This window comes from Candidatus Magnetaquiglobus sp., assembly GCF_058402785.1.
In genome coordinates, this window is record NZ_JBZVFG010000012.1 from 12,949 (window position 1) to 38,611 (window position 25,663).

The following is a 25,663-nucleotide window of genomic DNA, read 5'->3' on the forward strand; positions in this document are numbered from 1 at the left end:
GGGAGGTCCACGGTTGGGGGGTGAGGGGGTCCTCCCCCCATCATGCAAGTTATTTTGTGGAGCGAGAGGACGTGAAACCAAATCTCTTCAAGTTGTTCTCCCGACCGACCGCGGGCCGCACCAAGATCTACGAGTCGATCGTCAAAGGCGACGACTCCTTTGATGCGGGCATTCCGGAGTCGTTCAACGTGTTGATCAAGGAGTTGCAATCCTTGGCGTTGGATGTGGAGTTGAAGACCGCAGATTGATTTTTTGCCGGGGGTGGCACCGAACGGGGATATTCTCCTTGTGGAGCCTGGTCAAGAATCAGCGACTTCCCAATCAGGATACAACCGCGCCGGGGCGACGACTCTTACCGTGGCGCCCGTCAGGGAGGTCCACGGTTGGGGGGTGAGGGGGTCCTCCCCCCATCATGCAAGTTATTTTGTGGAGCGAGAGGACGTGAAACCAAATCTCTTCAAGTTGTTCTCCCGACCGACCCTGGGACAGAATTTCAACGGCATCCGCATCTCCCTGGCATCCCCAGAGAAGATCCGGTCCTGGTCCTTCGGAGAGGTCAAAAAGCCCGAAACCATCAACTACCGTACCTTCAAGCCGGAGCGCGACGGTCTGTTCTGCGCCAAGATCTTCGGACCGGTGAAGGATTACGAGTGTCTGTGCGGCAAATACAAGCGCCTCAAACATCGCGGCGTGGTCTGCGAGAAGTGCGGCGTGGAGGTGATCCAGTCCAAGGTGCGGCGCGAGCGTATGGGCCACATCGAGCTGGCCGCGCCGGTGGCGCACATCTGGTTCCTGAAATCCCTGCCGAGCCGCATCGGTCTGTTGTTGGACATGACCTTGAAGGATCTGGAGCGGGTGCTCTACTTCGAGAACTTCGTGGTGCTCGATGGTGGCATGACCCCGCTCTCCAAGGGGGAACTTCTCACCGAGGAGCGCTACCATCAGCTGTTGGATGAGTATGGCGAGGACTTCACCGCCGGCATTGGCGCCGAGGCGATCCGCGACATGCTCGCCGGCATGAACATCCCGCGGGAGATCGAAACCCTGCGCGAGGAGATGTCGGCCACCAACTCGGATGCCCGTCGCAAGCGGATCATCAAGCGGCTGCATACGTTGGAGTCGTTCCAGGAGTCGGGCAACCGTCCGGAGTGGATGATCCTGGAGGTACTGCCGGTGATTCCGCCGGAGCTGCGTCCGTTGGTGCCCTTGGATGGCGGTCGTTTCGCCACCTCGGATCTCAACGATCTCTACCGTCGGGTGATCAACCGCAACAACCGACTGAAGCGCCTCTTCGAGCTGCGCGCGCCGGACATCATCATCCGCAACGAAAAGCGTATGTTGCAGGAGTCCGTGGATGCCCTGTTCGACAACGGACGACGGGGACGGGTGATCACCGGCACCAACAAGCGCCCGTTGAAATCCCTCTCCGAGATGCTCAAGGGTAAGCAGGGTCGCTTCCGTCTGAACCTGCTGGGCAAGCGCGTGGACTATTCGGGCCGTTCGGTCATCGTCGTCGGTCCGGATCTCAAGCTGCACGAGTGCGGTCTGCCGAAGAAAATGGCCTTGGAGCTGTTCAAGCCCTTCATCTACAATCGTCTGGAGGAGAAGGGGCTCTCGACCACCATCAAGGCGGCCAAGCGCATGGTGGAGAAGGAGAAGAGCGAGGTTTGGGATATTCTCGAGGAGGTGATTCGCGAGCATCCGGTCATGCTCAACCGCGCACCGACCCTGCACCGTCTGGGTATCCAGGCCTTCGAGCCCAAACTGATCGAAGGCAAGGCGATCCAGCTTCATCCGCTGGTCTGCACCGCCTTCAACGCCGACTTCGACGGCGACCAGATGGCCGTGCATGTGCCGTTGTCGGTGGAGGCGCAGATCGAGGCGCGCGTGTTGATGATGTCCACCAACAACATCCTCTCGCCAGCCAACGGCAAGCCGATCATCGTGCCAACCCAGGACATCATCCTGGGTCTCTACTACATGACCTCCGAGCGGCTCGGTGTCGCCGGCGAGGATATGATCTTCAGCTCGCCCGCCGAAGTGCGTCAGGCGTTTGATTCGGGAATCGCCGGTCTGCACGCGCGCATCTATTGCCGCATGAACGGCCTGCGCATCCAAACCACCGTCGGACGCGTGTTGCTGACCGAGATTCTGCCGGATGTGGTGCCTTTCGAGCGCATCAACCGTCTGCTCACCAAGAAGGAGGTTGCCAACCTCATCGATCTGGTCTACCGCAATTGCGGCGCCAAGGAGACCGTGGTTTTCTCGGATCGTTTGATGGGCATGGGCTTCTCGTTCGCAGCCCGGGCCGGGATTTCGTTTGGCAAGGATGACCTGGTGATCCCGCAGGCCAAGAAGAAACTGGTGCGCGAATCCCAGGTGAAGGTTCAGGAGATCGAGCGGCAGTATTCGGACGGTCTGATCACCGAGGGCGAAAAGTACAACAAGGTGGTGGACATCTGGTCCCAGTGCACCGAGCGGGTCGCCGAAGCGATGATGAAGGCGATCTCCTCGGAAGAGGTGATCGACAGCAAGGGACAGAAACAGGAGCAGCTCTCCTTCAACTCCATCTTCATGATGGCCAACTCCGGCGCGCGCGGTTCTGCCGCCCAGATGCGTCAGTTGGCGGGCATGCGCGGTCTGATGGCCAAGCCATCTGGCGAGATCATCGAAGCGCCGATCACCGCGAACTTCCGCGAGGGGTTGACGGTGTTGCAGTACTTCATCTCCACCCACGGCGCGCGCAAGGGTCTGGCGGATACCGCCTTGAAGACCGCCAACTCGGGTTACCTGACCCGTCGTCTGGTTGACGTGGCCCAGGATTGCATCGTGCGTGAGCTTGACTGCAAGTCCGAGGAGGGGTTGACCGCCGCCGCGCTGTTGGAAGGCAACGACGTTGTGGAGTCCCTCGGCGACCGGATTCTCGGACGCACGCCGGTGTATAACGTGTATGATCCGGTGACCGACGAGCTGTTGGTTCAAGCGGGGCAGATCATGGACGAGGCGGATGTGGATCGCATCGAGAACTCGAACGTCGAGTCGGTGTTGATCCGGTCGCCTTTGACCTGCGCCACGGAGCGCGGGGTGTGCGTGCTGTGCTATGGACGCGATCTGGCGCGTGGCGTGCCGGTGACCGAAGGCGAGGCGGTGGGTGTGATCGCGGCTCAGAGCATCGGCGAGCCAGGGACGCAGTTGACCATGCGCACCTTCCACATCGGTGGTACGGCGTCGCGCGCGGTGGAGCGATCCTCCATCGAGACGGTCAACGGCGGCATGGTGCGCTATCACAATCTTTCCACCGTGACGGATCGCAACGGTCACTTCGTGGTGTTGTCGCGCAACAGCGAGGTGACGGTCCATGATGCCCGCTCTGCGGATGAGAGTGGCAAGTTGGAACGCGGCTTCGTCGGTCGCGAGCGCGAGCGCTATCGGGTGCCTTACGGTGCACGTTTGGCCGTGGCCAATGGCGGCGCGGTGGAGCGGGGTGGCGTACTGGCCGAGTGGGATCCATTCGCGACCCCGATCATCACCGAGTTCAACGGTGTGATCCGTTACGGGGATCTTCAGGAAGGAACCACCCTGCGCGAGGTGACGGACGATACCACCGGGTTGAGTTTCCGCGAGGTGACCGACTGGAAAGGGCAGGGGCGTCGCGTGGACATGCGTCCGCGATTGACCCTCAAGGATCCCCAGACCGGCGAGACCCTGATTTCGCCGACCGGCACGGCGGTGAGTTACTACCTGCCGGTGGGGTCGGTCATCGTGGCCCAGGAGGGGGATCAAGTGCAGGCTGGCGACATCATCGCCAAGATTCCGCGGCAAAGCTCCAAAACCCGCGACATCACCGGCGGTCTGCCGCGTGTGGTGGAGTTGTTCGAGGCGCGGCGTCCCAAGGAGTTTGCCATCATTGCCGAGAACGAGGGTGTGGTGTCGTTCGGCAAGGATCTCAAGGGCAAGCGTCGGGTGATCGTCACCCCGGATGATGGGGGTGAGCCGCGTGAGTATCTGCTGCTCAAGGGCAAGCAGTTGGCGGTGAACGAAGGAGACTGGATCCGTCGGGGTGAACCACTGATCGAGGGATCGCTGGTTCCCCAGGACATTCTCAAGGTACTTGGTCTGGAAGCGTTGTGCCGTTTCATGGTCAACGAGATTCAGGAGGTGTACCGTCTGCAGGGCGTGCGCATCAACGACAAGCACATCGAGGTGATCGTGCGTCAGATGTTGCAGAAGGTGACCGTGCTCGAACCGGGCGATACCACGCTGGTGGCGGGTGAGCAGGTGGAGCGCAGCGAGTTGCTGCGCATGAACGACAAGGCGCGTGCCCGTGGAGGTCGTGAGGCGTCGAGTGCGCCGTTGCTGTTGGGTATCACCAAGGCCTCGCTCTCCACGCCGTCGTTCATCTCCGCGGCATCGTTCCAGGAGACCACGCGGGTATTGACCGAGGCGACCATCTCCGGCAAGGCCGATACCTTGACTGGACTGAAAGAAAATGTCATTGTGGGTCGATTGATTCCCGCCGGGACCGGGCATGCCAAGGAGCTCTTCCACCAGAAGGTTCGCCTGGCGGTCTCCTGAGTTACAATAAGCAACAAACGTGCGAAAAACCAGGAAATGCACATTTTTTTGATTAAAAAGCGTTGACAATCCTGGTGCGCATGGTTAGTATGAAGGGCTTTCACGATATGGCGATTTGAACGGCGGGATCGCCCCGCCGTTCTGTTCACCATAAAGGCGAAATATAAGGTTGGTCGGTCGGGTCGACGATTTGATTCAAAAAAAGTGTGAAGCAAGGCTTTACCGACGGCTGAAATGTTGTTAAACTATCGGGTTAATGGTTTGGGGTGAGATTGGGATGCCAACCGTAAATCAACTTGTGCGTTTTGGACGCAAGACGGTCAAGAAAAAGACCAACGTCCCGGCCATGCAGGCCTGCCCGCAAAAACGTGGCGTCTGCACCCGCGTCTACACGACGACGCCGAAGAAACCGAACTCAGCGCTCCGTAAAGTTGCGCGCGTGCGTTTGACCAATGGCCATGAAGTCACCGTCTATATTCCCGGTGAGAGCCATAATCTTCAAGAGCACTCGGTGGTGCTGGTGCGCGGTGGTCGTGTGAAGGATCTTCCTGGCGTGCGCTACCACATCATCCGTGGCACCCTGGATACCCAGGGGGTCAAGAATCGCAAGCAGGGCCGCTCCCTGTACGGAGCCAAGCGGCCAAAGTAATCTGCATCACCCGGAGCATGGTTTCAAACGGGTGAAATCTCCGCTACCGGTTTGCATTCCCTGGTTACCGGTTTTGAGAAACAATCTCTTAGTTTGCAGGAGCTGAATGCATGTCGAGACGGCGTGACGTTCAACAACGGGACACGATCGGTGATCCTGTGTATGGCGACCAGTTGGTGGCCAAATTCATGAACTGTCTCATGCGGGACGGCAAGAAATCCCTCTCCGAGCGGCTGTTCTATGGTGCCTTGGAGATCGTGGGCGAGAAGACCAAGGATGATCCGATGAAGATCTTCCGGGATGCCATCGACAACACCCGTCCGACGGTTGAAGTGCGTTCCCGTCGCGTGGGTGGCGCCACCTATCAGGTGCCGGTCGAGGTTCGTCCGAGTCGGCGTCAGACTCTGGCGATCCGCTGGATTGTCAAGTATGCCCGTGATCGTGGGGAGAAGACCATGCGCGAGCGACTCGCCGCCGAACTGATGGATGCCGCCAACAATCGCGGTTCCACAGTCAAGAAGAAGGATGATACCCATCGCATGGCCGAGGCCAACAAGGTCTTTGCTCATTATCGCTGGTAAGGTTTGATGATTCGGATGCACTTGATCATCCGAATCTTTCGTGTACAGGGGATGTGACGTGTCTAGGGAAATACCACTGTCTCGCGTGCGCAATATCGGCATCATGGCACACATCGATGCTGGTAAGACCACCGTGACTGAGCGGATTCTGTATTACACCGGTCGCTCGCACAAGTTGGGCGAGGTGCATGAAGGAACCGCGACCATGGACTGGATGGAGCAGGAGCAAGAGCGTGGCATCACGATCACCTCTGCTGCGACCACCTGTTTCTGGACCGATCATCGCATCAACATCATCGACACCCCTGGGCATGTGGACTTCACCATTGAGGTGGAACGCTCCCTGCGTGTGCTGGATGGCGCAGTGGCGGTTTTTTGTTCGGTGGGCGGTGTTCAGCCTCAGTCCGAGACGGTGTGGCGTCAGGCGGACCGTTATGGCGTGCCGCGTGTGGCCTTCGTCAACAAGATGGACCGCATGGGTGCGGACTTCTACCGTGTGGTCACGATGATCAAGGATCGTCTGAAGGCCAAGGCGGTTCCGCTCCAGTTGCCGATCGGCAGCGAAGAGAATTTTCGTGGCATGGTGGATCTGCTCTCCCGCAAGGCATTCATCTTTGATGATGAGTCGCTGGGAGCGCGCTACGAAGTTCAAGAAGTTCCGGCCAACATGCTGGACACCGTGAACGAGTATCGCGAGAAGCTGATCGAAACGGCCCTTGAGGAAGATGATGCCCTGATGGAGCGTTATCTGGAGGGCGAGACCATCACCGAGACCGAGATCCGTTCCTGCGTCCGCAAGGGTGTGATCCGCAGTTCCTTCATTCCGGTGATGTGCGGTTCCGCCTTCAAGAACAAGGGCGTGCAGGCCCTGTTGGATGCTGTCGTGGCCTACTTCCCCTCACCCGAGGATGTTCCGGACGTGCAGGGCGTGAAGTCGGTGGACGATTCGACCCCGGACTCTCGTGAAGCCAAGGACACGGAGCCCTTTTCGGCTCTGGCCTTCAAGATCATGTCCGATCCGTTTGTGGGAAGTCTGACCTTCTTCCGTGTCTATTCGGGCGTGTTGACCGCTGGGTCCTACATTCTGAATCCAGGCAAGGACAAGAAGGAGCGCATTGGTCGCATCATGTTGATGCACGCCAACAAGCGTGAAGATGTGAAAGAAGTGAGAACCGGTGACATTGCCGCAGCTGTGGGCTTGAAAATGACCACGACCGGTGATACACTGTGTGACCCAGCCAAACCGATCATCCTGGAGAGAATGACCTTCCCGGAACCGGTGATCTCGATCGCTATCGAGCCGAAGACCAAGGCTGACCAGGAAAAGATGAGCTTGGCTCTTGGACGGTTGGCCCAGGAGGATCCATCCTTCCGGGTTTCGATCGATCACGAGACCAACCAGACGATCATCTCGGGCATGGGTGAGCTGCATTTGGAGATCCTGGTGGATCGCATGATGCGCGAATTCAAGGTCGAGGCGAATGTCGGCAAGCCGCAGGTTGCCTACCGCGAAACCATCACCAAAACGGTGGAATCCGAAGGCAAGTTTGTCCGTCAGTCTGGTGGTCGTGGTCAGTTCGGTCATGTATGGCTGCGTATCGAGCCGCGTGAACCTGGAGCCGGCTTCCAGTTTCTGGATGAGATCAAGGGTGGCGTGGTTCCGCGCGAGTATATCTCTGCCGTGGCCAAGGGAGCTGAAGAGGCCCTTGGGAGCGGTGTGATGGCCGGCTATCCGATGGTGGATATTCAGGTTGCCCTCTATGACGGCTCCTACCACGAGGTAGACTCGTCGGAAATGGCATTCAAGATCGCGGCATCCATGTCTCTCAAGGCGGGTTGTGCCAAGGCTTCGCCAGTGATTCTGGAGCCGATCATGGAGGTGGAGGTCGAGGTGACCGAGAACTTCATGGGGGATGTGATCGGTGATCTGAACTCACGGCGCGGTACGATTTATGGGATGGACTCCATCGCGGGCAATCAGTTGGTGAAGGCGATGGTCCCTCTGGCCAATATGTTCGGATACGCCACGGATCTGCGGTCCATGACCCAGGGCCGAGCGACATTTACCATGCAGTTTCATCACTACGAACCGGTGCCGAAGAGTGTCGCTGACGAAATCGTGGCGAAGGTCAAGGGCTAAAGGGAAAAAGAGATGGCCAAGGCTAAATTCAATCGAAACAAACCGCACGTCAACATCGGCACCATCGGTCACGTTGACCATGGCAAGACGACCCTGACGGCGGCAATCACCAAGCATCTGGCGACCAAGGGGCTGGCCGAGTTCAAGGCGTATGACCAGATCGACGCGGCTCCCGAGGAGCGGGCTCGTGGTATCACGATCTCGACCGCCCATGTGGAGTACGAAACCGATCAGCGCCACTATGCGCATGTGGACTGCCCCGGTCACGCGGACTACATCAAGAACATGATCACCGGTGCCGCACAGATGGACGGCGCCATCCTGGTGGTCTCTGCCGCCGATGGCCCGATGCCGCAGACCCGCGAGCACATCCTGTTGGCCCGTCAGGTGGGTGTTCCCTCGCTGGTGGTCTTCATGAACAAGGCCGACCAGGTGGATGATCCGGAACTGCTGGAGTTGGTCGAGCTGGAGGTGCGTGAGCTGCTGTCGAGCTATGACTTCCCGGGCGACGAAATCCCGATCGTGATCGGTTCGGCGTTGAAGGCCATGGAGGGGGATACCGGCCCGATGGGTTCCGGCGCGATCCAGAAGCTGATGGATGCGGTGGATGCCTACATCCCGCAACCGGAGCGTCCTCTGGATGGAGCCTTCCTGATGCCGATCGAGGATGTGTTCACCATTTCCGGTCGTGGCACGGTGGTGACCGGTCGCGTGGAGCGCGGTATCGTCAAGGTGGGTGAGAACGTCTCCATCGTCGGCATCAAGAATACGACGAACTCGGTCTGCACCGGCGTCGAGATGTTCCGCAAATTGTTGGATCAAGGTCAGGCGGGCGACAACATCGGCGTGCTGCTGCGTGGCATCAAGCGCGAGGATGTGCAGCGTGGTCAGGTTTTGGCCAAGCCGAACTCGATCACTCCGCACACCAAGTTCAAGGCCGAATGCTACATCCTTTCCAAGGAAGAGGGTGGTCGGCATACGCCGTTCTTCACCAACTATCGGCCTCAGTTCTATTTCCGGACCACCGATGTAACCGGTGTCCTGAATCTGCCCGAGGGTGTGGAGATGGTGATGCCGGGCGACAACATCGCCATGGAGGTGGAGTTGATCGCACCGATCGCCATGGAAAAAGGGTTGCGTTTCGCCATTCGTGAGGGTGGCAAGACCGTGGGTGCCGGCGTCGTCTCGGAAATCATGAAGTAAGCGATGGCCTGTTAGGGTACGGCGTCAGGAAGGCGATTTGGGTGAATGGGTAATGGATAATCAGAAGATACGAATCCGGTTGAAGGCATTTGACCATCGGATCCTGGATCAATCCACCGGTGAGATCGTGCAGACTGCACGTCGCACCGGAGCGGAAATTCGCGGGCCGATCCCGTTACCGACTCGCATCAGCCGGTATACGGTACTGCGTTCACCGCACGTGGATAAGAAATCCCGTGAACAGTTCGAGATCCGCACGCACAAGCGGGTCATCGATATCATCAATCCGACGCCTCAGACCGTGGACGCCCTGATGAAACTCGATCTGGCCGCTGGCGTTAACGTCGAGATCAAGCTGTAGGCGGCAGGTCTGAAGAAAGGATAATCAAGATGCGCGCGGGATTGATCGGACGCAAACTCGGTATGAGCCGGATCTTCACGGAAGATGGCAAAAGTGTGGCCGTCACCTTGGTGAAGGTGGGTCCATGCCCGGTCATCGGGTTGAAGACGAGCGAGAAGAATGGCTATGATGCCGTACAGCTCGGCTTTGAGGATGCCAAACCCTCTCGGGTCAAGAAGCCGGTGCGGGGAATTTTTGCCAAGGCCAATGTGCCGCCGCAACGAATTCTCAAGGAGTTCCGGGTGACGGATACGGGGGAGTATGAAGTCGGCTCCTCTTTGAGCCTGGACCGATTTGAAGCTGGCGGTCGAGTGGATGTGACCGGGAAGAGCGTCGGAAAGGGGTTCGCCGGTGGGATGAAGCGCTGGGGATTCCGTGGTGGTCGTGCCACCCACGGTGCCCATCTAACCCATCGTTCCCCTGGTTCCATCGGTCAGTGTCAAACGCCGGGTCGAGTCTTCAAGAACAAGAAGATGGCCGGCCACATGGGTGATGAGAATGTGACGGTCATGGGGTTGACCGTGGCCTCCGTGGATCTGGAGCGCAATCTGCTGGTTTTGAAAGGCAGCGTGCCGGGTTCCAAGGGATCGGTGCTATTCATCCGCGATGCCGTCAAGGCGGTCCGGAAATGACCAGTTCGAGATCGGACGAGATGATTGACTTTCCTGTAATCGACGCGGCCAACAATGAGTCGTCGCGCACCGTGAAGCTGAGCAGCCTGGGTTTTGGTTGTGTTGTACGCGGTGACCTGCTGACACGGGTGGTTCACTACCAACTGGCCAAGCGCCGTCTTGGCACCGCTTCGACCAAACGTCGCGGCGAGGTGCGTGGTGGCGGACACAAGCCTTATCGTCAGAAGGGAACCGGTAATGCCCGTCAGGGTACGATCCGGGCTCCGCAATATCGGACCGGTGGTGTGGTATTCGGCCCGCATCCCCGTGACTATGCGGTCAAGATGACCAAGAAGGAACGCGCCCTCGGGCTGCGTACCGCCTTGTCCGCCAAGCGCGAGGCCGGTGAGTTGATCGTTGTTCAGGATTTTGGCCTGGAGCGCATCAAGACCAAGGCGATGCTCGAGATCCTCAAGCGGATCGGCGCCGATCGTTCTTCCCTGATCGTGTTGCCGGGTATCGATGCCAATGTCGAGTTGTCGGTCCGCAACCTTCCGGGCGTGGATGTGATCCTGGTCGAGGGTGTCAATGTGTACGACATTCTCTCCCACGAAAAGCTGGTGATGACCGAAGCTGCACTGGCCAAACTGGAAGAGCGTCTTGCCAATCTGCCCGGCTCCAAGGCCGTCGAGATTGATGCAAGCGAAGGAGATCAGGCATGAGCGGTCCTTACACTCTGTTTCAGGTCCTGGATGCCCCGCGCATCACTGAAAAGGCTACCATGTGCCTGGAGCAAGGTAACCAGGTCGTCTTCCGCGTGGCCAAATGGGCCAATAAGCCACAGATCAAGGCTGCGGTCGAAAAATTGTTCAACGTCAAGGTCGAAGCCGTGCAAACCCTGACGCAGTCGGGCAAGACCAAACGGGTGGGTCGCACGCAAGGACAAAGAAGCGACTGGAAAAAGGCGATCGTTCGCATTGCCGAAGGGCAATCGATCGACTTTTATGCCAAGTCCTAACCGAGTGCGACGCACGGAAACGCACGGAGCGCAATCATGGCACTGAAATATTTCAATCCCACCTCGAATGGCAAGCGCACCCAAGTGTGTGTGGACCATAGCGCACTGCATCGTGGTGAACCGGAAGGAAGTCTCACCGAGGGCTTGAACAACTCCGGTGGACGCAACAGCTATGGCCGGATGACGGTTCGTCATCAAGGTGGTGGTCACAAGCAGCGCTACCGCATCATCGATTTCAAGCGCGACAAGCACGGCATTCCGGCCAAAGTCGAGCGGATCGAGTACGATCCCAACCGGACCGCGTTCATCGCCTTGCTGCACTATGTGGATGGCGAGAAGCGCTATATATTGGCCCCGCAGCGTCTCGCCGCTGGCGATCAGGTTCTCTCCGGAACCTCTGCCGAGGTGAAACCGGGCAATGCGATGCCGTTGCGAGTCATTCCGCTCGGTTCGGTAGTGCATAATGTGGAGTTGAAGCCCGCCAAAGGTGGACAACTGGCCCGCTCTGCTGGTAATTATGTACAGTTGATGGGCAAGGAAGGCAAGTATGCGCAGTTGAAGCTCCCTTCGGGCGAGATGCGCATGGTGCTGCTGGATTGCATGGCCACGATCGGGCAGGTTTCCAATCCGGATCATGGCAATGTCAAATTGGGCAAGGCGGGTCGTGCCCGCTGGATGGGCAAGCGTCCGTCGGTGCGTGGTGTGGCCATGAACCCGGTTGACCATCCACACGGTGGTGGTGAGGGTCGTACCTCTGGAGGTCGTCATCCGGTGACCCCGTGGGGTGTTCCAACCAAGGGCAAAAAGACGCGCGTGGGCAGCAAACCCTCGGATCGTCTGATCATGCGTCGGCGCGTGACCGGCGATCGCAAGTAGCGTTCGTACGGCGTGGTTTTATTGGACAACGGGAAGCAACCGGGCACGAGGTCGTCAAGCTTCGGGTCATGACGGGTGCGAGAGGAATAGCATGGCACGTTCGATTCATAAGGGTCCCTTCTTCGATGGGTATCTCCTCCAGAAGGTGGAGAGACTACGCGATAATGGACGCAAGGAGCTGATCAAGACCTGGTCGCGGCGTTCGACGATCATTCCGGAATTCGTCGGCTACACCTTTGGCGTGCACAACGGTCGCAAGTTCATTCCGGTTCTGGTGACGGAAAACATGGTCGGTCACAAGCTCGGAGAGTTTTCCGCCACCCGTACCTTCCCCGGCCATGGCAACGACAAGAAATCCAACCGGAAATAAGGAAGGGACGGGAAGATGGAAGCCGTAGCTCGTTTGAGAAATCTCCCGGTCTCGCCCACAAAGGTCAGACTGGTCGTGGATTTGATTCGTGGTCTGCGCGTGGAAAATGCCCTGCGTACCTTGGAGTTCTCCAAGAAGCGGGTTGCCAATTCCGTGCGTGAGACTCTGAAATCGGCAATTGCCAATGCCGAGAATAATTTTGGTCTGGATGTCGATACGCTTGTGGTCTATCAGGCGAGTGTCGATCAAGGACTGGTCATGAAGCGGTTCCGTCCACGCGCCAGAGGTCGTGCGGGTCGTGTCACGAAACGGACGAGCCACCTGACCATCACGGTCCGGTCCACCGAGCCGTAAGGGCACAGCGGATCGCGAGATCCTCATCAAGATTAGAGCTGGAGAGCGACTCAATGGGTCAAAAGGTACATCCAACAGGATTTCGTCTTGGCGTTACCAAGACGTGGGATACACGCTGGTATGCCGATAAGGCGTTCGCTTCGTTGCTGCTCGAAGATATCAAGTTGCGCGAGTGGATCAAGAAGCGCCTGGAACATGCAAGTGTATCGAAGGTCATCATTGAGCGTCCGGCCAAAAAAGCGCGCATCAATATTCACACCGCCCGACCCGGTATCATTATCGGCAAGAAGGGCGCGGATATCGAGAAGCTGAAAAACGATATCGCCAAGGTGGCCAACACCGAGGTTGCGATCAATATCGTTGAAGTGCGCAAGCCCGAGGCCGAAGCTCAGTTGATCGCCGAAAACGTCGCGCAACAGTTGGAAAGACGTGTGGCTTTCCGTCGAGCCATGAAGCGCGCGGTCACGTCTGCGATGCGGTTGGGTGCTCTGGGTATCCGGATCAATTGTGCCGGGCGACTGGGTGGTGGTGAAATCGCCCGTACCGAGTGGTATCGTGAAGGTCGCGTGCCTCTGCATACCCTGCGCGCGGACATTGAGTTTGGATTCGCGGATGCGAACACCCAGTATGGCGTCATCGGCGTCAAAGTATGGGTGTTCAAAGGCGAGATCATCGACAAGGAAATCAGGAGGCCGTAAGGATCCTTCATCATGCTTTTGCAACCCAAAAAGACCAAGTTCCGCAAGGCCCACAAGGGACGTATCCATGGGATCGCGGGAAGCTGTGATGAGCTGGACTACGGCCAGTATGGGCTCAAGGCCCTGGAGGCCGGTCGTATCACCGCCCGTCAGATCGAGGCCGCGCGCCGTGCCATGACCCGGCACATCAAGCGCGGTGGCCGCATCTGGATCCGGATGTTCCCGGATGTTCCGGTCTCCAAGAAGCCCGCCGAGGTTCGCCAAGGTAAGGGTAAGGGCAACCCGGAGTATTGGATGGCGCGGGTCAAGCCGGGCCGTGTCATGTATGAGATGGAAGGGGTATCGGAGGAGATCGCCCGAGAAGCCATGGCTTTGGCCGGTGCGAAGTTGCCCATCCCCACCAAGTTTATTCATAACTGGAGGAAGGCGTGATGAAGGCCGCTGAAGTCAGGTCGCTGACCGAGGAGCAAATCGCCGACAAGTTGCGCGAGCTTCATCAGGAAGCATTCAATCTGCGCTTTCAACTCGCCACGGCGCAACTCGAAAATACGGCGAGAATTCGCAAGGTGCGCAAGGAGATCTCCCGGATCATGACGATCCAGGGAGAACGTGCGCGGCAACAAAATGCTGTGGCCAAGGGGAGTTGAGTCATGCCGCAACGCATCCTTCAGGGCGTCGTGGTGAGCGACAAGATGGACAAGACCGTGGTGGTCAAGGTGGAGCGTAACGTCCGTCACGAGTTGTACGGGAAGATTATCCGCCGCTCCAAGAAGTATAAGGCCCATGACCCGGACAATCGTCTCAAGGTGGGTGAAGTGGCGCGCATTCGTGAGTGCCCCCCGGTGAGCAAGGATAAGTGCTGGGTGGTGATTTCGGAGGAATCCGCATGATTCAGGTACAAACCACACTCGAGGTGGCGGACAACTCTGGAGCCAAGAAGGTGCAATGCATCAAGGTTCTGGGTGGTTCCAAGCGTCGCTATGCCCTGGTGGGCGATGTGATTGCCGTGGCCATCAAGTCCGCGATTCCGCGCGGCAAGGTCAAGAAGGGTGATGTGGCGCGAGCTGTCGTGGTCCGCACCAAGAAGCAGGTCGTTCGTGACGATGGCAGCTATATCCGTTTCGACCGCAACGCCGCAGTGCTGATCAACAAGTCCGGAGATCCCGTCGGTACCCGTATCTTCGGACCGGTTACCCGTGAATTGCGTGTCCGGAACTATATGAAAATCATTTCGCTGGCCCCTGAAGTACTGTAAGGTGCCGGTTTTGAAAAGTGACGGTGACAAGTAGAGGTCCGATGAATACCGCTTTCAAAACTTCCCTGAAAAAGGGTGACCAGGTCGTTGTGATCTCCGGGAAGGACAAGGGCAAGCGCGGTCGCATCCTGAAGATCGTGACCGGCCAGGAGTCTGCTCTGGTCGAGCGTATCAACATGATCAAGCGTCACACACGGGCGACCAAGGATAAGGAAGCCTCGATCGTGGAAAAAGAGGCCCCGATCCATATTTCCAACCTGATGTTTTACGATGTGGCCACCGGCAAGGGCAGTCGGATCGGCAAGAAGATCCTGGAGGATGGTCGCAAGGTTCGCGTGGCCATCAAATCCGGCGAGACCATCGATCGGTAGGGTGTTTCAACGGACGGTTCAGTTCGTTCATAGTGAAGCCTCGAATGCCAAGGCCCCAGACAGGAACAGACCATGGCCAGATTGAAAGAGCTGTATGACAGGGAGATCGCTCCCGCCCTGATGAAGGAGTTTGGATACCGCAACGTGATGCAGATCCCGCGGATCGAAAAAATCGTCATCAACATGGGTGTGGGCAAGGCGGTCGCGGACAAGAATCTCTTGAACGGCGCCGTGACCGACATGACGGCCATCTCGGGACAAAAGCCGTTGGTGACCAAGGCCAAAAAGTCTGTGGCGGGCTTCAAGCTGCGCAAGGGACAGGCGATCGGCTGCTGCGTGACCTTGCGGCGTGTGCGGATGTACGAATTTTTGGATCGACTGATCAATGTGGCCCTGCCGCGTACCCGTGACTTCCAGGGCGTCAAGGGAAATGCTTTTGATGGTCGTGGCAACTACTGCATGGGCCTCAAGGAGCAGATCATCTTTCCGGAAATCGACTACGACAAGGTCGATGCGGTGCGTGGCATGGATATCGTGATCGTCACCTCTGCCACCACGGACAAGGAAGCCAAGGCTCTGTTGCGGGCATTCCGTATGCCTTTCAAGAATTGATCGTCGAGGATGATGCGAACTCATGGCCAAGAAATCGTTGATTGCCAAGTGCAAGCGTAAACCGAAGTTTTCTGTTCGGACCTATCATCGCTGTGCCCGTTGTGCTCGACCCAGAGGGTATCTGCGCAAGTTCACGCTCTGCCGCATCTGTCTGCGTCAACTTTCGCTGCGCGGTGAGATCCCGGGTATCGTGAAAGCATCGTGGTAAGAACTGTTTTATTGAGAATTGGAGCTTTGTTTCCATGGGTATGACCGATCCAATCAGTGACATGTTGACCCGAATCCGCAATGCGCAGATGGTGCGCAAGGATCAGGTCGATGTCCCCGTGTCCAAGATCAAGACCCGTATTGCCGAGATCCTTATGGAAGAGGGGTATGTCTCCAAGGTCGAACTCGTGGCCGAAGGAAAATTTCCCATTTTGCGCCTGGATCTCAAGTATCGCAAGGGCCGTCCGGTGATCGAAGAGATCAATCGACGCTCCCGACCTGGCCGACGCGTCTATGTGGCGAAGGATGAGATTCCGAAGGTGTACCAGGGCTTGGGAATCGCCATTCTTTCCACCAGCAAGGGTGTTGTATCCAATCGTCAGGCGCGCAAGATGGGCGTTGGCGGTGAGCTTTTGTGTACCGTATTCTAACATTCGAGGAACGTTCTCGTGTCCAGAATTGGCAAATTACCGATCTCTGTCCCCAAGGGGGTGGAGGTGACCATCGACAATCAGACCGTTCAAGTCTCCGGCAAGTTGGGTAGCCTCACCCGCACCTTTCCCGCCGAAGTTCAGGTCACCCGTGATGGGGATCAACTGATTGTCACTCCGCTTGGCAACTCCAAGAACAGCAGTGCGCTCTGGGGGTTGGCTCGTGCTCTTCTGTTCAATATGGTCAAGGGGGTGTCCGAGGGGTTCACCAAGACCCTCGAGATCATTGGGGTTGGCTATCGTGCTGCGGTTGAGGGGCGGGTGCTGAAGCTGAACCTGGGCTTTTCCCATCCGGTGGATTTCAATTTGCCAGATGGCATCGAAGTCTCGGTGGATAAGAATACCCTGTTGGTCTTGAAGGGGATCGATGCCGAGCGTTTGGGTCAGACCTGTGCCGAAATCCGTACCTATCGTCTGCCCGAGCCCTACAAAGGCAAGGGGATTTTGTATCAGGGCGAGAAGATTCAGCGCAAGGTCGGCAAGAAGAAGTAAGCCGGAGTCGGATTTCGGCGGACAACGTCAATACGCATGGGGATGGTTTGATGTCACAGGACAGACATGTGGCCAGAAAGATTCGCAGCGCGCGAATCCGTTTCAAGATCCGTCAAGTCGCTGGAGACCGTCCGCGTCTTTCGGTTTTTCGCAGTGCCAAGCATATTTACGCGCAGATCATTGATGACGCCGTTGGACGGACCATCGTCTCGGCCTCCACGGTGGAAAAAGAGATTCGCGAGCAGCTCAAGAACGGTGGCAACAGAGAGGCCGCTGCCTTGGTGGGGCAACGTATCGCCGAGAAGGCCAAGGCTGCCAATGTGGGTACCGTGGTTTTCGACCGCAGCGGCTATCTGTATCATGGCCGGGTGAAGACCCTGGCTGACGCGGCGCGTGAAGGCGGTTTGGATTTCTAGGGAAGTCAGTCCATTTGATGGGCTTGGACGCAAGATCAGGCAGGAGCGGCGATGGCTAAGCGACGCAGCAATCAGGCGAACAACAACAATAACAACAACGCGCCGGAAGAGAAGATCGGTGGCTGGCAGACCGATGATTACATCGAGAAGCTGGTGACGATCAAGCGTACCGCCAAGGTGGTGAAGGGTGGCAGCCGGTTCAACTTCTCGGCCATTGTCGTGGTTGGTGATGGCAAGGGCCGCGTCGGTTATGGATTGGGCAAGGCCAAGGAAGTTCCGGAGAGCATTCGCAAAGCCACGGAAAAGGCCCGCAAGAGCATGATGGACATTCCGATCAAGGATGGTCGCACCATCTTCCATCAGATGATCGGTCACTATGGCGCGGGTGGTGTCATTCTGCGTCCGGCGGTCGAAGGTACTGGCATCATTGCCGGTGGTTCGATGCGTCCGATCTTCGAGGCCCTCGGAATTCGCGATATTCTCGCCAAGTCCACGGGCACGTCGAATCCGCACAATCTCATCAAGGCGACCTTTGACGCTTTGAAGGCGATTCGTTCACCCAAGGAAGTGGCCGCCAAGCGCGACCTTCCGATGGACCGCTTTGGCGCCGCATAAGGGGGGGATCCGATGTCCAAGACTCTCAAGGTGGAGCAGATCCGCTCTTTGATCGGTCGTCCCGAAGAGCAGCGTTTGATTGTTCGCGGTTTGGGTTTGAAGCGCATTCGACACGTCCGTGAGTTGCAGGACAATCCCTGCATACGCGGCATGATCGCCAAGGTTCCGCATCTGGTGCGCGTGGTCGAGTAGCTTTTTTGTAGAGATTGAAGATGGACATCAAGCCGTGTCAACAGGGCTTGATACCCTACCTATCCTGTAAGGTTGTGGATACCATGAAACTGAATGAACTGCCCAAGAATCCCGCCGGTGCCCGTGGTGGCAAGCGTGTGGGACGTGGTATCGGTTCCGGTCACGGCAAAACCAGCTGCCGTGGTCAAAAAGGTCAGAAGGCCCGCTCGGGTGGCTATCACAAGGTGGGTTTCGAGGGCGGTCAGATGCCCTTGCAGCGCCGTCTTCCCAAGCGAGGCTTCAAGAATCCGTTCCGCAAGGTCTATGCCCTGGTCAACCTGCAGGATCTTGATCTGTTCGATGCCGGTGTGACGGTTGGGATCGAGGATCTCAAGGCTCGCGGTCTGGTGGGGCGTGAGCGTGATGGCGTGAAGCTGTTGGCTCAGGGTGAGATCACCAAGCCGTTGTTCATCACCGTGGATCGTGCTTCGGCCTCGGCGATTGCCAAGGTGCGTGCGGCGGGTGGCAGCGTGACCGTGAATCAAGCTGAATCGGATGAAGAGTCGCACTCCGAAGCGGGTGCCTGAGCGTAGACAGAGGGTTCATGGACGCGCAATCTCCTTTTGCCGGTCTGGCCAATCTTGGCCGTATCCCCGAGTTGCGCAAACGACTCATCTTCACCCTTGGGATGCTGATTGTCTATCGGATCGGTGCTCATGTACCGACACCGGGCATTGATCCCAAGGCTCTGGCGGCCTTTTTTGATCAACAGCAAGGCACGCTGCTCGGCATGTTCAACATGTTTTCGGGTGGTGCGCTTTCCCGATTGACGGTTTTTGCCTTGGGCATCATGCCCTACATCTCCTCCTCGATCATCCTGCAATTGATGACCGCTGTCTTTCCGAAGCTCGAGGCCATCAAGAAGGAAGGGGAGATGGGACGGCGCAAGATCAACCAGTATACCCGATTTGGAACGGTGATTCTCTCCATCTTCCAGGGGTTTGGCATTGCTTATGGCCTGGAATCCATGCAAGCCGGCGGTTTGGGCGTGGTGGTGGAACCAGGTTGGTCGTTCCGTGTCATGACCGTGATCACCTTGACCTCAGGCACGGCATTCATCATGTGGGTGGGTGAGCAGATCACCGCACGCGGCATTGGCAATGGCATCTCGCTGATCATCTATGCGGGGATTGTCGCCAATCTGCCCATCGCCCTGGTCAAGACCCTTGAATTGGCGCGCACCGGTGACCTGCAACCCTTGTTCGTGCTGTTCCTGCTGGTCATGTCGGTGGCGGTGACCGCCTTCATCATCTTCATGGAACGTGCGCAGCGCCGCATTACGGTTCAGTACGCCAAGAGACAGGTGAGCGGACGTCGCATGGTGGGAGGCGAGAGCACCCACTTGCCATTGAAGATCAACACGTCGGGTGTGATCCCGCCGATCTTTGCCAGCTCCATCATTTTGTTCCCTGTGACCATCGCCAATTTTGCGCCGTGGGATTGGCTCAAGGGGATGGCCACCGCCCTATCTCCTGGGCATGTGGCGTATATGGTGGTCTATTCGTTGGCCATTGTTTTCTTCTGCTACTTCTATACCGCGATTGTTTTCAATCCTCAGGAGACGGCGGACAATCTGCAGAAGTATGGTGGGTTCGTTCCGGGTATCCGACCGGGTGCGCGTACAGCGGAGTATCTGGACAAGATTCTGACGCGGCTGACTCTGGTGGGGGCGATGTACGTGACCGGAGTTTGTCTCTTGCCTGAGATTCTGATTTCAAGCTATAATGTGCCGTTTTATTTTGGAGGGACTTCCATGCTGATCGTCGTCGGCGTCACCATGGATACCTCCGCGCAGATTCAATCCTTTTTGATCAGCCGTCAGTATGAAGGGTTGATGCAAAAAGCCCGGATTCGTGGTCGTACCTGACGACCCAAACGTGGAGGAGTTTTCCAGATGAAGGTCCGTGCATCGGTGAAGACACTTTGTAAACTCTGCAAAGTGGTGAAACGCAAGGGCGTTGCTCGGGTGATCTGCCCGGCGCATCCGAAACACAAACAGCGCCAGGGTTGAGTTTGGTATCCTGCTGCGAGAATCCCTTGGGTTCTTGCTGAAATGGCGTATAATCCGTGAATTCGGCTATTGAGGAGATTTGAAGGTGGCCCGTATTGCTGGCGTGAACATTCCGATCAACAAGCGGATGGAAGTGGCTTTGACCTATATCTACGGGATCGGTCCGGTTCGGGCCAAGCAGATTCTGAAGGAGGCCGAGGTCTCCACCGAAGTCCGCGCGCGTGATCTCTCCGAGGCCGAGGTCGCCCGCATTCGCGCCGTCATCGACAAGGATCATGTTGTCGAGGGCGATCTGCGACGTCAGGTCGCGATGAATACCAAGCGGTTGATGGATCTGGGCTGCTATCGTGGTCTGCGTCATCGCCGTGGTTTGCCGGTTCGTGGACAACGTACCCATACCAATGCCCGGACACGCAAAGGACCGCGTCGTGCCGTGGTTGGCAAATGATCTTGAATCTATTACTGATTGGCCCAGGTGATCAGACCGGGCAGGAAATCGAGGAGTAAACATGGCGACGAAGGCTCAGAAAACCGCGACTCGAATCAAAAAGAAGGAGCGGAAAAATATCGCCAGCGGGATCGCGCATATCCGATCCACCTTCAACAATACCATTGTTTCGATCACCGATACCGCGGGAAATGTGATCTCCTGGGGTTCGGCTGGCGCACAAGGGTTCAAGGGATCGCGTAAGTCCACCCCCTTTGCCGCCCAGATGGCTGCCGAAGATGCGGGACGCAAAGCCCAGGAGCACGGCATGCGCAACCTTGAGGTGCGCTTGAAAGGTCCTGGCTCTGGGCGTGAATCGGCCTTGCGTGCCTTGGCCAATATCGGTTTTAACATTGCCTTTGTTCAGGATGTGACTCCCATTCCACATAATGGTTGCCGTCCTCCGAAACGGCGTCGCGTCTGATTCGACTCGGTAGATATAAGGGACTCTAGGGAAACATGGCCCGTTATTTTGGATCCAAATGCAGACTCTGTCGTCGCGAGGCGGCCAAACTCTTCCTGAAAGGGGAGAAGTGCTTTTCGGACAAGTGCGCCATCGAGCGTCGAAACTATGGCCCTGGTCTGCATGGACAGCGTCGCCGCAAGGTTTCGGACTATGGCGTGCATCTGCGCGAAAAGCAGAAGATCAAACGCACCTACTGCCTTCTGGAAAAGCAGTTCCGCAACTACTTCGAGAAGGCCACCCGCATGCCGGGCGTGACCGGTGAGAACCTGTTGGTCCTCCTGGAGCGGCGTCTCGACAATGTGGTCTATCGCCTCGGATTCTCGGCATCGCGTAGCGAAGCCCGCCAGGTGGTCAGTCACAAACAGATCCTCGTGAATGGTCATTGCGTCAACATCGCCTCCTATCTGGTCAAACCAGGTGACAGGATCGCGGTGGATGAGACATGCAAGAACCATTTGCGCATCAAGGGCGCCATGGAAAGTGCCATGCGTCGCAGTTTCCCTTCCTGGCTCGAGGTGGATCCAGTTTCCCTGTCCGGAACGTTCGTGTCGTTCCCGGATCGTGCGGATCTGCCGGCGGATTATAACGAGAACCTCATCGTGGAACTGTATTCCAAGTAACGTGTTTATTTGGATGGGGGATTGTGATGTACAGGAACTGGACGGAATTGATCAAGCCCCGCAAGGTTGAGCTGGTCGGTGATGGAGATTCTCAATACAAGGCGACCTTGATCGCCGAGCCGTTGGAACGTGGTTTTGGAACAACGCTGGGCAATGCTCTACGTCGCATTCTTCTCTCCTCCTTGCAAGGAGCGGCGGTCTCTGCCGTGCGCATCGAAGGGGTTTTGCATGAGTTTTCAAGCATCCCTGGCGTTTTGGAGGATGTGACCGACATCATCCTCAATCTCAAGGGTGTTGCGATTCGCATGAAGAGTAGTACCACCCGCACCATGACCCTCGTCGCGGAGAAGGAAGGGGTGGTTACCGCTGCGGATATCGATTGCGGTCATGATATCGAGATCCTTAATCCGAATCACCACATCGCCACCCTGAACAAGAGCGGCAAGCTCAACATGACCATGACCGTGACCACGGGCAAGGGGTATGTGCGTGCCTCTGCGGGTGCCGATGACCAGCCGACCAACATCGGCGACATCCCCATGGACTGCAGCTACAATCCGGTCAAACGGGTCTCCTACAAGGTCTCCAACGCTCGCGTGGGACAGCAGACCGACTACGACAAACTCGAGCTTTATATCGAGACCAATGGCGTGGTCAGTCCCGAGGATGCCCTGGCCCTGGCTGCCAAGATCCTGCAGGATCAGTTGAGCCTGTTCATCAATTTCGACGATATCCCGATTCACGAGGGACGTGACGACCACGCCTCGCCGAAGTGGAATCCCAACCTCTTCCGCAAGGTGGATGAGCTGGAACTGTCGGTGCGTTCCGCCAACTGCCTCAAGAACGACGATATCGTATACATCGGCGACCTGGTTCAGAAAACCGAGTCCGAGATGTTGAAGACTCCGAATTTTGGACGCAAATCCTTGAACGAAATCAAGGAGGTGCTCGAGGAGATGGATTTGAGCCTTGGCATGCACCTGGATGGGTGGCCGCCTGAAAACATTGAAGAGCTGGCCAAGCAGTTCGAGGAAGAGAATTTTTGATTGTCATGCACTTGGCGCGGATGGATGCAGGTATCATTCGGCGTTGACTGGACGATGGAAGGACACAGAGGATCATGAGACATCTCAAGCAGGGCCGCAAGCTCAATCGCAGACCCGACATTCGCAATGCCTTGTTGCGCAACATGCTGACCAGCCTGTTCCGTTATGAGCGGATCGAAGTGACCGTGCCGCGCGCCAAGGAGTTGCGTATGCTGGCCGACAAGTTGGTGACCCTGGGCAAGGATGGTTCCTTGCATGCCCGGCGTCAGGCTTTGGCGGTGATGCCCGACAAGGAGGTCACCCACAAGCTCTTCTCGGATATCGCCGAGCGCAACAAGGAGCGCAATGGTGGCTATACCCGTATCATCAAGACCAGGCATCGCTACGGCGATTGTGCGCCCATGGCCTTCATCGAGTTGGTGGAGCGGGAAGCAACAGCGTGAATGAGAAGAATCTTCTGATGTATATCTGACAAATTCAGTGGAATTTTATAAGACTATCGCCTATTCTACCAGCAAGTGGTTTAGGCGATTTTTTTTGATTGGCTCTATAATACGAAATACTTGGATTTTATTTTATTCCTCACTATCGATTATTTATATTATTAATCGGTCGGTCATCATGCAATAGGTGGAAGTGACGATGGAAAAGCCGGTTGATTTGGGAGCATGGTTGATGGAGAACAGTAAGATGCCTCCTTTGCATAAGAAGGAGCTTGCTAAGCCGTTTGATTGTTTGATTAGGGATACCAAAGGAATTTCAGGAAAGCTTCACAATGAGATTTCGGATAATTTAAGCAAGGTGTTTAAAGACCCACGGGATCTTGTGGAACAGCTCAAGGATGAGTTGGATATAATAAAAATGTGTGTGGATTTTGATCAGCCAAACAAATAATTTTGATTTTTTTGCGCGAATATATAACATTAATTATTTATTGGTTTTTTATTGTTTGCTGATTTCGAATGGATTTGTGTTTGTTTGTCAATTATTGAATAACTGATGTGTGAGAAAGAATGGTGGAGTCTATGTATCGCATTGATCTTGACGATTTTTATCTGAGTTTTTCCAAGACATGGGAATCGGTGCTTCGTGTATTGTTGTTGGCAGGGTTGCGTCTTGAACGTATACATGGCCATAATGAGCCTGTTTTTTATTCTATGGTGCTTGACCCAATTAGGGATGAGTGTAATAAGATTGTTGCAGTTTTAGATGTTGAGAGAGAACAGATTTTTCATACCACTGTAACCAAAATGGTTACTTATTTAAGGATCTATCAGGTTGAGCAGAAGAGTATAGATCCTATTAAAATAACGTATTGGTTTTGGGAATCTATCATTGATTGCTATCCTTGTTCATCGTCGCATGCTGGTAAACTTGTTCGGCTCGCGATGACTGTGCATATGCGTATCTTGTTGCGACATGATATCAAGAAAAGTCTTGATGTCATGATGGAGCATAAGATTGAACAATCAATCTTGGCAGGTTTGATGAATGAAATTTTCGGTAAATATGGATTGTATATGATTTACAAGAATTGCACCAGGCTGTGTCATAATTGTGGTGATTTTAATGCTATTAGTTATTTTTATCCAGGTTATATTATTAAAATCATTGAAAGGTGTTAGTTGCTGTGAATTTAAAAAACACCAATTGCATAACCTTTAACTAAGGATTGTTGAATCAACCGAGAAAGCCAAGGATGTTTTCCGGGGGGCGACCCAAGACCGCGCGGGTGCCGATCCGGACCACCGGTCTTTCGATCAGCTTGGGATGGGCGACCATAGCGGCGATCAGTTGGGCATGGGTCAGGTTCGGGTCGGCCAATCCCAGTTCCTTGTAGAGCGTTTCGCCGGTGCGCAACAGTTGTCGCGGGGTCAGGTCGAGGGCGGACAGAACCTGTTCCAGCTCTTGGGCGTCCGGTGGTGTCTCCAGATAGTGGACCACACGCGGGGTCATCCCGTTCTCCTCGAGCAGTTGCAAGGTTTGGCGCGACTTGGAGCAGCGCGGGTTGTGCCAGATGGTGATCTCTTCCATGGGTGTACGTTCCTGATGGGTGGGTTGGGTGTGGTACGGGAGGGGTGTCGCCTGGGTTTCAGGCGGACGGCACCGTTTCTGGTCGCACGAAGATCCAATGGGTGGCATTCGACAGCTCTGGACGATACCGGTAGCCTCCTTCCGTGAACGCCTGCAAGGGTTCCGGGAATTCCAGGCGTTGGGTAATCATGTGGCGTGCCATGGCGCCTCGGGCGCGTTTGGCCATCAGGCCGATCACCTGGAGTCTGCCACGTCGCTCCTCCTTGAAGACCGGCGTCACCATGGGCAGTCCAGCGACCGCCTTGGCGTACTCCTCGGAGGCCAGATTGATTACCGTTGGGTTGGCATGCGTGGCGACCTGAGCGGTGATCGCCTCGATCAGTCGTTTGTCCCAAAAGGCATACAGATCCTTGCCGCGTGGATTGGCCAACCGGGTGCCCATCTCCAATCGATAGGGTTGAATCCGGTCCAGGGGACGCAGCAGACCGTAGAGACCGGTGAGGATGCGCAGATGTCCTTGGGCGAATTCCCAGTCGTCAAGTGACCAGGAGTCCACATCCAACCCGGTGTAGGTGTCGCCGCGATAGAGTTGCGCGGCGGGATGGCCAACCTTGGGTGCGGGGTTGGCGATGAACGACTGGAAGCGCCCGGCGTTGAGTCGCGCCAGGGCCGGACTGATGCCCATGAGGGACTCGAGTGCCGGCGCGTCGAATTCTCGCATGACTTCTGCGAGTTCCTGCGCCAACTGTTGAAAAAAAGGTTGCGTGGTGGCCAGGGGGAGCGACTGGGGATGCGGATCCAGGGTTTTGGCTGGTGAGATCAGGGCGAGCATTG

37 protein-coding genes and 1 pseudogene are annotated in these 25,663 nt (G+C 56.5%); 36 read left to right on the forward strand and 2 right to left on the reverse strand.

Annotation, left to right across the window (positions count from 1 at the left end):
* The first annotated feature begins 71 nt into the window (after nt 1-71).
* The 36 genes and pseudogenes from ACV4UY_RS06060 (at nt 72) to ACV4UY_RS06235 (ending at nt 24,420) form a co-directional block, all read left to right on the forward strand.
* Nucleotides 72-248, forward strand: a complete 177-nt coding sequence (locus ACV4UY_RS06060; RefSeq protein WP_491606786.1) for a hypothetical protein — start codon at nt 72-74, stop codon at nt 246-248.
* A 232-nt stretch (nt 249-480) separates the two neighbouring features.
* A pseudogene (gene rpoC / locus ACV4UY_RS06065) lies at nt 481-4,527 on the forward strand (DNA-directed RNA polymerase subunit beta'); the annotation flags it as partial.
* A gap of 325 nt (nt 4,528-4,852) precedes the next feature.
* Nucleotides 4,853-5,224: a 30S ribosomal protein S12 gene (gene rpsL / locus ACV4UY_RS06070; RefSeq protein ID WP_420905704.1), complete on the forward strand. Its 372-nt coding sequence runs from the start codon at nt 4,853-4,855 to the stop codon at nt 5,222-5,224.
* Nucleotides 5,225-5,334: 110 nt separating this feature from the next.
* Nucleotides 5,335-5,805: a 30S ribosomal protein S7 gene (gene rpsG / locus ACV4UY_RS06075; protein ID WP_420905703.1), complete on the forward strand. Its 471-nt coding sequence runs from the start codon at nt 5,335-5,337 to the stop codon at nt 5,803-5,805.
* 58 nt (nt 5,806-5,863) lie between these two features.
* The gene (fusA, locus tag ACV4UY_RS06080) at nt 5,864-7,945 is read left to right on the forward strand and encodes an elongation factor G (protein WP_420905702.1); all 2,082 of its coding nucleotides are present in this window, start codon (nt 5,864-5,866) and stop codon (nt 7,943-7,945) included.
* 12 nt (nt 7,946-7,957) lie between these two features.
* Nucleotides 7,958-9,148: an elongation factor Tu gene (gene tuf, locus ACV4UY_RS06085; protein ID WP_420905701.1), complete on the forward strand. Its 1,191-nt coding sequence runs from the start codon at nt 7,958-7,960 to the stop codon at nt 9,146-9,148.
* Nucleotides 9,149-9,200: 52 nt separating this feature from the next.
* Nucleotides 9,201-9,509 (forward strand): 30S ribosomal protein S10, encoded by a 309-nt coding sequence (rpsJ, locus tag ACV4UY_RS06090; protein WP_420905700.1) that lies wholly within the window; start codon nt 9,201-9,203, stop codon nt 9,507-9,509.
* Nucleotides 9,510-9,538: 29 nt separating this feature from the next.
* Nucleotides 9,539-10,180, forward strand: a complete 642-nt coding sequence (gene rplC / locus ACV4UY_RS06095) for a 50S ribosomal protein L3 (protein ID WP_491606739.1) — start codon at nt 9,539-9,541, stop codon at nt 10,178-10,180.
* Between the two features lie 20 nt (nt 10,181-10,200).
* A complete protein-coding gene (gene rplD, locus ACV4UY_RS06100) occupies nt 10,201-10,881 on the forward strand; it encodes a 50S ribosomal protein L4 (RefSeq protein ID WP_491606740.1) in 681 nt (226 codons plus the stop codon).
* Nucleotides 10,878-11,177 (forward strand): 50S ribosomal protein L23, encoded by a 300-nt coding sequence (rplW, locus tag ACV4UY_RS06105; RefSeq protein WP_491606741.1) that lies wholly within the window; start codon nt 10,878-10,880, stop codon nt 11,175-11,177. Before rplD ends, rplW begins: the two co-directional genes overlap by 4 nt.
* Nucleotides 11,178-11,213: 36 nt before the next feature.
* On the forward strand, nt 11,214-12,053 hold the full coding sequence (gene rplB / locus ACV4UY_RS06110) for a 50S ribosomal protein L2 (protein WP_420905696.1): 840 nt from the start codon (nt 11,214-11,216) through the stop codon (nt 12,051-12,053).
* A 91-nt stretch (nt 12,054-12,144) separates the two neighbouring features.
* Entirely contained in the window at nt 12,145-12,423 is a 279-nt protein-coding gene (gene rpsS, locus ACV4UY_RS06115; protein ID WP_420905695.1) for a 30S ribosomal protein S19, read from the forward strand.
* 15 nt (nt 12,424-12,438) lie between these two features.
* On the forward strand, nt 12,439-12,777 hold the full coding sequence (rplV, locus tag ACV4UY_RS06120) for a 50S ribosomal protein L22 (RefSeq protein WP_420905694.1): 339 nt from the start codon (nt 12,439-12,441) through the stop codon (nt 12,775-12,777).
* Between the two features lie 53 nt (nt 12,778-12,830).
* Nucleotides 12,831-13,475 carry a 30S ribosomal protein S3 gene (rpsC, locus tag ACV4UY_RS06125; protein ID WP_420905693.1) on the forward strand — a complete coding sequence of 215 codons (645 nt, stop codon included), beginning with the start codon at nt 12,831-12,833 and terminating at the stop codon, nt 13,473-13,475.
* A 12-nt stretch (nt 13,476-13,487) separates the two neighbouring features.
* Nucleotides 13,488-13,907: a 50S ribosomal protein L16 gene (gene rplP / locus ACV4UY_RS06130; RefSeq protein WP_420905692.1), complete on the forward strand. Its 420-nt coding sequence runs from the start codon at nt 13,488-13,490 to the stop codon at nt 13,905-13,907.
* Complete coding sequence (gene rpmC, locus ACV4UY_RS06135; protein ID WP_420905691.1) at nt 13,907-14,122, forward strand: 50S ribosomal protein L29; 216 nt, start codon at nt 13,907-13,909, stop codon at nt 14,120-14,122. Before rplP ends, rpmC begins: the two co-directional genes overlap by 1 nt.
* 3 nt (nt 14,123-14,125) lie before the next feature.
* A complete protein-coding gene (rpsQ, locus tag ACV4UY_RS06140) occupies nt 14,126-14,365 on the forward strand; it encodes a 30S ribosomal protein S17 (protein ID WP_420905690.1) in 240 nt (79 codons plus the stop codon).
* Entirely contained in the window at nt 14,362-14,730 is a 369-nt protein-coding gene (gene rplN / locus ACV4UY_RS06145) for a 50S ribosomal protein L14 (protein ID WP_420905689.1), read from the forward strand. The genes rpsQ and rplN overlap by 4 nt, the downstream gene beginning before the upstream one ends.
* 41 nt (nt 14,731-14,771) lie before the next feature.
* Entirely contained in the window at nt 14,772-15,101 is a 330-nt protein-coding gene (rplX, locus tag ACV4UY_RS06150; RefSeq protein ID WP_491606742.1) for a 50S ribosomal protein L24, read from the forward strand.
* 72 nt (nt 15,102-15,173) lie between these two features.
* Nucleotides 15,174-15,713 (forward strand): 50S ribosomal protein L5, encoded by a 540-nt coding sequence (rplE, locus tag ACV4UY_RS06155; RefSeq protein ID WP_420905687.1) that lies wholly within the window; start codon nt 15,174-15,176, stop codon nt 15,711-15,713.
* 22 nt (nt 15,714-15,735) lie between these two features.
* Nucleotides 15,736-15,921 (forward strand): type Z 30S ribosomal protein S14, encoded by a 186-nt coding sequence (locus ACV4UY_RS06160; protein ID WP_420905686.1) that lies wholly within the window; start codon nt 15,736-15,738, stop codon nt 15,919-15,921.
* A 34-nt stretch (nt 15,922-15,955) separates the two neighbouring features.
* Nucleotides 15,956-16,351: a 30S ribosomal protein S8 gene (rpsH, locus tag ACV4UY_RS06165; RefSeq protein ID WP_420905685.1), complete on the forward strand. Its 396-nt coding sequence runs from the start codon at nt 15,956-15,958 to the stop codon at nt 16,349-16,351.
* An 18-nt stretch (nt 16,352-16,369) separates the two neighbouring features.
* A complete protein-coding gene (gene rplF / locus ACV4UY_RS06170; RefSeq protein WP_491606743.1) occupies nt 16,370-16,903 on the forward strand; it encodes a 50S ribosomal protein L6 in 534 nt (177 codons plus the stop codon).
* Between the two features lie 50 nt (nt 16,904-16,953).
* Nucleotides 16,954-17,319 (forward strand): 50S ribosomal protein L18, encoded by a 366-nt coding sequence (rplR, locus tag ACV4UY_RS06175; protein WP_420905683.1) that lies wholly within the window; start codon nt 16,954-16,956, stop codon nt 17,317-17,319.
* A 51-nt stretch (nt 17,320-17,370) separates the two neighbouring features.
* On the forward strand, nt 17,371-17,934 hold the full coding sequence (gene rpsE / locus ACV4UY_RS06180; protein ID WP_491606744.1) for a 30S ribosomal protein S5: 564 nt from the start codon (nt 17,371-17,373) through the stop codon (nt 17,932-17,934).
* Between the two features lie 12 nt (nt 17,935-17,946).
* Nucleotides 17,947-18,126, forward strand: coding sequence for a 50S ribosomal protein L30 (gene rpmD / locus ACV4UY_RS06185; protein WP_491606745.1), 180 nt, complete (start codon nt 17,947-17,949; stop codon nt 18,124-18,126).
* An 83-nt stretch (nt 18,127-18,209) separates the two neighbouring features.
* The gene (gene rplO, locus ACV4UY_RS06190) at nt 18,210-18,692 is read left to right on the forward strand and encodes a 50S ribosomal protein L15 (RefSeq protein WP_491606746.1); all 483 of its coding nucleotides are present in this window, start codon (nt 18,210-18,212) and stop codon (nt 18,690-18,692) included.
* 17 nt (nt 18,693-18,709) lie between these two features.
* Complete coding sequence (gene secY, locus ACV4UY_RS06195; RefSeq protein WP_491606747.1) at nt 18,710-20,032, forward strand: preprotein translocase subunit SecY; 1,323 nt, start codon at nt 18,710-18,712, stop codon at nt 20,030-20,032.
* A gap of 27 nt (nt 20,033-20,059) precedes the next feature.
* The gene (gene rpmJ, locus ACV4UY_RS06200) at nt 20,060-20,176 is read left to right on the forward strand and encodes a 50S ribosomal protein L36 (protein WP_420905678.1); all 117 of its coding nucleotides are present in this window, start codon (nt 20,060-20,062) and stop codon (nt 20,174-20,176) included.
* Nucleotides 20,177-20,261: 85 nt separating this feature from the next.
* Nucleotides 20,262-20,624: a 30S ribosomal protein S13 gene (gene rpsM / locus ACV4UY_RS06205; protein WP_491606748.1), complete on the forward strand. Its 363-nt coding sequence runs from the start codon at nt 20,262-20,264 to the stop codon at nt 20,622-20,624.
* A 61-nt stretch (nt 20,625-20,685) separates the two neighbouring features.
* Entirely contained in the window at nt 20,686-21,087 is a 402-nt protein-coding gene (gene rpsK / locus ACV4UY_RS06210; RefSeq protein ID WP_420905676.1) for a 30S ribosomal protein S11, read from the forward strand.
* A gap of 35 nt (nt 21,088-21,122) precedes the next feature.
* Complete coding sequence (rpsD, locus tag ACV4UY_RS06215) at nt 21,123-21,749, forward strand: 30S ribosomal protein S4 (protein WP_491606749.1); 627 nt, start codon at nt 21,123-21,125, stop codon at nt 21,747-21,749.
* Between the two features lie 23 nt (nt 21,750-21,772).
* Nucleotides 21,773-22,795 carry a DNA-directed RNA polymerase subunit alpha gene (locus ACV4UY_RS06220; protein WP_420905674.1) on the forward strand — a complete coding sequence of 341 codons (1,023 nt, stop codon included), beginning with the start codon at nt 21,773-21,775 and terminating at the stop codon, nt 22,793-22,795.
* A gap of 74 nt (nt 22,796-22,869) precedes the next feature.
* The gene (gene rplQ, locus ACV4UY_RS06225; RefSeq protein ID WP_491606750.1) at nt 22,870-23,238 is read left to right on the forward strand and encodes a 50S ribosomal protein L17; all 369 of its coding nucleotides are present in this window, start codon (nt 22,870-22,872) and stop codon (nt 23,236-23,238) included.
* 199 nt (nt 23,239-23,437) lie between these two features.
* Nucleotides 23,438-23,689, forward strand: coding sequence for a hypothetical protein (locus ACV4UY_RS06230; RefSeq protein WP_491606751.1), 252 nt, complete (start codon nt 23,438-23,440; stop codon nt 23,687-23,689).
* A 131-nt stretch (nt 23,690-23,820) separates the two neighbouring features.
* The gene (locus ACV4UY_RS06235; protein WP_491606752.1) at nt 23,821-24,420 is read left to right on the forward strand and encodes a hypothetical protein; all 600 of its coding nucleotides are present in this window, start codon (nt 23,821-23,823) and stop codon (nt 24,418-24,420) included.
* A gap of 55 nt (nt 24,421-24,475) precedes the next feature.
* On the opposite strand, the gene arsC is transcribed toward ACV4UY_RS06235, so the two are convergent.
* On the reverse strand, nt 24,476-24,829 hold the full coding sequence (gene arsC / locus ACV4UY_RS06240; protein ID WP_491606753.1) for an arsenate reductase (glutaredoxin): 354 nt from the start codon (nt 24,827-24,829) through the stop codon (nt 24,476-24,478).
* Nucleotides 24,830-24,887: 58 nt separating this feature from the next.
* Complete coding sequence (yaaA, locus tag ACV4UY_RS06245) at nt 24,888-25,661, reverse strand: peroxide stress protein YaaA (protein ID WP_491606754.1); 774 nt, start codon at nt 25,659-25,661, stop codon at nt 24,888-24,890.
* Nucleotides 25,662-25,663: the final 2 nt, after the last annotated feature.